Genomic DNA, 4262 nt, shown 5'->3' with positions numbered 1-4262 from the left:
TACAACGAGGAGTTCATCCGCGCCCAGGACTGGGAGCCGGCAGTGGTCCGGCACCGGGGAGTGCCCCGGGGCCGGGGATCATACCGGCGCCCGGTACCACCCCGCTGCCGCTGGTCTACGCGATCGGCAGGATCAACTTCGACTTCGGGACCGAGGCCCGCCGGGACAGCTTCCGTCAGCAGATGGGGTTCTGGCTCAAGCCGGAACCGGACGAGGGCAGACCCGTCTGGCGGGAGGCGAACCCGTACGACCCGAAGCAGATGCGTGCCTACCTCTCCTTGAACCCCTGGGCGTCCGACAAGCTCATCTGGACCCTGGAGATCGACCGCACCCCGATCTACGCGCTGGAGGCCGAGGTCCCCTTCGGGATGGACTGGGGCGGGCCGGTGGAGTCGTCCTCCACGAGCCATGACGCCGACCTCCTCACCAAGTACTACCCGCCGGTTTCCAGGGTCTACAAGCTGTTCCGGGACGCCATCTGGGGGCAGGTCGGCGAGGAGCCCCTGGAAGGGCCGGACCTGCCGCTAGGGCAGGTCGCCGCAGGCCAGCAGTACGGTGGGGACGAAACCGAGCCGAACCAGGACTACATCTCCCGGGTGTCGATCCCCGGCGTACTGACCGGGGAGACCGTCCGGCTGTTCTCCGGTCAGTGTGTCCCGAAGGTCCGGGTCGACGCACGGGGCGTGCACCTCTGGAACGAAACCACGCTCGTCCACGAGGTGATGAAGGCCCTCGGCAGGCATGACAGGAAACACCCGGAGATGCAACTCGCCGAGAACGACGTGAAGATGACCATCCGGGCGTTCCTCGACAAGATCTACTACCAGTTCCGGAACCTGGGGCAGACCTCCGCGGACCGGGCGCTCAACTACGCCGGGACCAACGCCTACAACGTCGGCAAGGAGATCGCGCAAGGGCTGTTGTCGTCGTCGTACGTCCCCGCACCGCCCGAGGCCAGGAACCACCTGTACACCCTGGACACCATCACCGTCCGGAAGAGCGCCTTCGAGCGCATGCGTTCCGACTGCCAGGACGTGATCGTCAGTTTCATCGACCCGGAGAACGACCGGCGCGCACGTGTCTCGTTCCTGTACCCCGTCGATGTCAACGAAACGATCCCGATCACGCTCGGCCCGGTTCACCGCTTCCTCGGTGACTTCTGAACCACAGCCCTCCATCGGAACCGAGGTCCGTCATGAAAGAGAGGAAACCGCTCACGACGCTGCCGCTCCAGGCCCCGCCTGTCGTCCGCACGGAAGGCAAGGGCCCGGCCGGGAACGCATCGGGTCAGGGCGTCGAAGCCGCTGTCAAATGCAGCGAGCTCACCGGCGCGGCCCGTCAGATGTGTCTCGCCTCGCACGGTGTCTACATCTGACGGAAGGGACGAGACGCCCTTCCGTACCGGGAAAGGAAAGAGAGATGTTCGAACGCACCGAGCAGAACGAACGTGACGACAAGGGCATCCGGCTGCCCGTGTCCCTGGCGACGCCGCAGCAGGTGCCGCCGGTCAACCGCACCCGCACCACGGCTGCCGACCCGGAGGACGGTTCCGGCGTCGAGGCGAGCGGCCTTCTGCGGATGATCCTGGGGATCTGATTTCCCCGCACCACCTCGACGGGCGAGACGGCCGTCCGGCCGGCCTCGCCGAAACGGAAAAGGAGAACCACCATGTTCGAACGGACCGAGCAGAACGAGCACGAGGACAGGGGCACCCGGCTGCCCGTGTCCCTGGCGATGCCGCAGCAGGTGCCGCCGGTCCACCGCACCCGCACCACGGTGCCGGACCCGGAGAACGGCTCGGGTGTCGACGCCAGCTTCGATCTGGGCAACTTCCTCAAGAACGTGCTCATCTGACACCGCCTGTCAGGCCGCGCCGGCACCCCCGGGTTCACCCGGTCACCGGCGCGGCAACCCCTGAGCGTCCCGTACGGGGCGGGACAGGAAGGCGACCGTCATGGAACTCAATCTGCCGGTGCAGAGCCAAGCGATCGACCGCCGCAAAAAGCTGGAGCCGTACATGGTACGCACGGCATTCGACGACGAAGGCACTCCGAGCGTGATGGAGCACGAGGTAGGCGGTGCGCATGGGCATGATCCGAGTGATCCGAGCCCCTGGTTCTACGGCCCCGCCATGGGTTTCGGCTGCGGCCCGGAACCCGGCGCCGACTGGGCCGGCCTCCCGGAGATCCTGTGAGGAGGAGACATGAACGACGAACGCGTACGCGAACATCCCCGTCCGGCGCCTGTGGTGTCGCTGGTACCGCAGCAGACACCCCCGGTCGACCGTACGTCGGCTCCGGTGCAGCACGACGACGCCGCCGGCGTCGAGGCAGACTTCCTGCCCCTGCTCGGGGTGCTGGGTCGCCTGCTCATATGAGGCGCTGCCCCTGGATGGCGCCCGGCCGCGCGAGGTGGCCGGGCGCCCCGTAAGACAAGACCGCCCCGACAGCGAAGGGAAGCGCCATGGCATTCGCGGGAATCGACCGGCTCGCTTACCCGGGCAACGAGTTCATGGAAGGGCTCATGACGAACACCAACCTTCTGTGGACCGGCTTCTACCTGGCACCGGCACCGTCGCAGGGAAACACCAGCTGGATGACGCACTTGGCGGACCTGCGCTCGATGAGCCCGGGCTGGGGGATCGCCCCCCTCTTCGTAGGGCAGCAGCATCCGTCCGGACCGGGCTCCCACATCCTGACCGAGGAGCAGGGCAGGCAGGACGCCTTGAAAGCAGCGGAACTCGCCGACCAGGCAGGTTTCACTTCGGGCATGGAGGCGGCCCTGCCGGGAGCGCCGAGGATCTATCTCGACATCGAGATCGGCGGCACCCTGCCGGCGAACTTCGTCACGTACGTCAACGCCTGGTGCGAGGTGATCCGTTCGAACCAGACGGCCTATCAGCCTGCGGTCTACTGCTCCTTCAAGGACACCGCGGCGCAGTTGCTCGCGGCCGACGACGATCTGCTCGTCTGGGTGTTCAACATCAACCAGTTCCTGGGGCATCACGACCAAGCGCTGGTGGGGCCCGGCACGTTCCTCGTCCCCGAGCCCACGCAGTCGGGATTCGCGCAGGCCACGGCCTGGCAGTGGATCCAGGCTTTCGCCTCGATCACCACGACACTGCCCGACGGCAGCACCAAGACGCTGACCAACTGGGACCTGGACTCCTCGGACGCCCCGGATCCGTCCCACCCGAACCGCGAGTGGGACGCCGCCGCGGGCACCTGGGTCACGTGACGCGGCGGCCCCAGTCACCTCGGTGACGACAGCGTGACGTGGTCTTCCCGGCCGCCCGGCGGACGCGGATTCCCGGTTCCTCAGGAGCGTCGCTCAGGTTCTTGTGGGCCCCCTGCCCACACCGTGGGGGTCCGGCCCGACCAGGGGCTTGCCTGCTCGAGCTGGCCGGCGAGGCGGAAGAGGCGGCCTTCGAGTCCGTGACCGGCGGCGAACTGCATGCCGATCGGGAGCCCCGTCCCGGTGTCGGCCGTCACGGGCACGGACATGGCGGGCGTGCCCGCGACGTTGAACGCAAGGGTGAACGGTGAGCGGTCGGTGAGGCGCTCGATCCAGCCGTGGCCGTCCAGCGCCTCCGCGCCCTCGGCGTAGGTGCCCAGGGGGACGGGCGGTTCCGGCAGGGTGGGGGTGAGCAGCACGTCGTGGGTGTCGAAGTACCGTGCCAGGCTTCGGGCGACCCGGTTCCGGACCGTGAGCGCGGCGACGAACCGGGCGCCGCCGACCCGCTGTCCGTAGTGGTAGCCGGCGAGGGTGGGCGGTTCGAGGGTGGAGGAGTCGACGGGCCGGCCGAAGGCGGTGGCCAGTTCGTCGACCTGGGCCGCGAGATTCGCCGTCATCAGGCGGGCGTTGGCCAGGACGAACTCCTCCCAGCCGACCCCGAGGTCCACCCGGGTCTCCTCCACCCGGTGGCCGAGGGATTCGAGCAGCCGCACGGTGCGGGAGAGGGCGTCGGCCACGGAAGGCGTGGTGCGGCGTCCGCCCCACGGGTGGGTGAGTACACCGATCCGCAACGCGCCCGGAGGGCGGGTGACTTCCTCCGTGTACGGCCGGGACGGCTCCCGGGCGGAGTAGGGGTCGCCCGGCTCCGGGCCGCGGACCTGGTCGAGCAGTGCCGCGCTGTCGCGTACGGTGCGGCTGAGGCTGCCGTGCACGGCCAGGCCGTTGAAGACCTCGTCGAAGTCGGGGCCCATGGAGATCCGGCCACGGGTGGGCTTCAGTCCGAAGAGGCCGTTGCAGGCGGCCGGGAT

General features: G+C 68.6%; 6 protein-coding genes and 1 pseudogene. 6 read left to right on the top strand and 1 reads right to left on the bottom strand.

The features are described from left to right. The 6 genes and pseudogenes from H5J33_RS25450 to H5J33_RS25425 form a co-directional block, all read left to right on the top strand. Positions 1-1163: pseudogene (locus H5J33_RS25450) on the top strand (hypothetical protein); the annotation flags it as partial. A gap of 256 nt (positions 1164-1419) precedes the next feature. Further along, positions 1420-1596: a hypothetical protein gene (locus H5J33_RS25445; protein ID WP_181797204.1), complete on the top strand. Its 177-nt coding sequence runs from the start codon at positions 1420-1422 to the stop codon at positions 1594-1596. A 72-nt stretch (positions 1597-1668) separates the two neighbouring features. Then, positions 1669-1854, top strand: a complete 186-nt coding sequence (locus tag H5J33_RS25440; protein WP_181797203.1) for a hypothetical protein — start codon at positions 1669-1671, stop codon at positions 1852-1854. A gap of 100 nt (positions 1855-1954) precedes the next feature. Further along, positions 1955-2194: a hypothetical protein gene (locus H5J33_RS25435; protein WP_181797202.1), complete on the top strand. Its 240-nt coding sequence runs from the start codon at positions 1955-1957 to the stop codon at positions 2192-2194. 9 nt (positions 2195-2203) lie between these two features. Continuing rightward, positions 2204-2377, top strand: coding sequence for a hypothetical protein (locus H5J33_RS25430; RefSeq protein ID WP_181797201.1), 174 nt, complete (start codon positions 2204-2206; stop codon positions 2375-2377). Between the two features lie 86 nt (positions 2378-2463). After that, entirely contained in the window at positions 2464-3237 is a 774-nt protein-coding gene (locus tag H5J33_RS25425) for a glycoside hydrolase domain-containing protein (RefSeq protein ID WP_181797200.1), read from the top strand. Positions 3238-3317: 80 nt separating this feature from the next. Here the strand turns inward: H5J33_RS25425 and H5J33_RS25420 are convergent. Beyond that, positions 3318-4262, bottom strand: a 945-nt coding sequence (locus H5J33_RS25420) for an amidase (RefSeq protein WP_181797199.1), incomplete at its 5' end; no start/stop codon positions are given.

The sequence above is a fragment of the Streptomyces sp. WELS2 genome, from assembly GCF_013870595.1.
GTDB lineage: Bacteria > Actinomycetota > Actinomycetes > Streptomycetales > Streptomycetaceae > Streptomyces.
The sequence above is the reverse complement of the archived record's forward strand: the minus strand, read 5'-3'. Positions and strand labels throughout refer to the sequence as shown.